Source organism: Bacillus sp. IT-79MI2, assembly GCF_949768135.1.
GTDB lineage: Bacteria > Bacillota > Bacilli > Bacillales > Bacillaceae_G > Bacillus_A > Bacillus_A pseudomycoides.
On record NZ_CATKPV010000120.1, the window covers coordinates 1 to 1359 of the forward strand.

Consider the following 1359-nt stretch of genomic DNA (forward strand, 5'->3'; position numbering starts at 1 on the left):
TCCCGCCTTGTGTTACTTTCACCTTAACAGTTCCTTTCCCTTCAGAGTTATCAAACCCTAATAAACCACCGTTTGGAGAGGAGATGGTGTTAGAACCAGGAGAAAGACGAAATGCTTTCCCCCCTTCTTTATCATATTCATTTGTCCCAATAGTTGCTCCAAGCTTGTCTAATCCCGATAGTCCCGATACTTCAATTGTGACTTGTTCATTCGGTTTTACATAGATTCCTGTTGGCACATAGTTTCGTTGCTCACTTCTTCTTTCTCTTACTGCTTCACCAATATAATGTCCTGTACTTGGAAGTTCAAACGTCCTCTCTTCATATTGCGCCTGAGTTTGCGTAGTTTCAGCATGAATGTTCAAACTATTTACAGTCATAGACGTAAATAATGTCGTTGTCAAAACAGCAGATGCCATAAATACTTTCATTGGTTTTTGTAATCTATAATTCTTTCCTCTGTTCATATAAATCATTCCTTTCATTCAAATCCATTCTAACGGTCATAGGAAACGCCGATTTCCTCATTAGCCCATTATATCGTTTCATCTCATTAATACAATAAAAATTCCTCTTACTATGACTACTTCTTAAATTTACTTATCCCCCTCATACACGTAAAAATTATACCTATATATAATTTTGAAGGGGAATATCTGGCCGCGTATAGAAACGGTCATGACTTTTTCCCACCACATCAAAAGGAGAAAGCAAGTACATGTCATGTTTTGTTCTGCATAGCAGCGACTTATATGTTGAAAAATTAAAATGGATTTATATAAATTAAACATTTTAAATGATTAACTTAAAAATATTTGTAAAATAATAAAATAGCATTCTACATACCATTACCTAATACGCAAATATGCAAAATTACATATTTTACATTCAGTATAGGGATCACCTTACATACCCATCAATTTAAGAATGGGAAAAAATGAACTTTCGTTCATCAGAGTTAAAACATTCTCAAAGTAGAGATATGTTCTTAAAAATAAGCATACGAAATAAACCTAAATAAGTTTCATTTTTAAAAGTTATGTAGTTTTCTTCTGTCCTCTCAATTCATTATACTCGTAAACAACACCTAAGATATCAAAGACTGTTTTCTTCCCATATCGTCGAGGGTTCCACTCGTTCTTCTGTAGGAGGTAAAACAGGCGGATAAGAATATTTGCTATTTCTTGAATGTTTTTCTGTATAGCTCGGTATAAAAGGGGCAGTACCACACATCCATCAACTTAAAGTATATGTTTATACAAAGGCTGGTCTTTCTATGTAGTTTTTTATTATCTTTTATAGATATCATAAAAGTAGGCATATCAAATAAACCCTGACGGGTTTCAATTTTTTTACTATA

At 33.4% G+C, this 1359-nt stretch carries 1 protein-coding gene and 1 pseudogene; both read right to left on the reverse strand.

All coding sequences use genetic code 11. From position 1 onward, the window contains the following. The coding region (locus ACM6HU_RS26400; protein ID WP_414848523.1) for a M60 family peptidase N-terminal accessory domain-containing protein at positions 1-466 on the reverse strand (466 nt) is incomplete at its 3' end. Positions 467-1036: 570 nt separating this feature from the next. Continuing rightward, positions 1037-1222: pseudogene (locus ACM6HU_RS26405) on the reverse strand (IS4 family transposase); the annotation flags it as partial. Positions 1223-1359 lie beyond the last annotated feature (137 nt).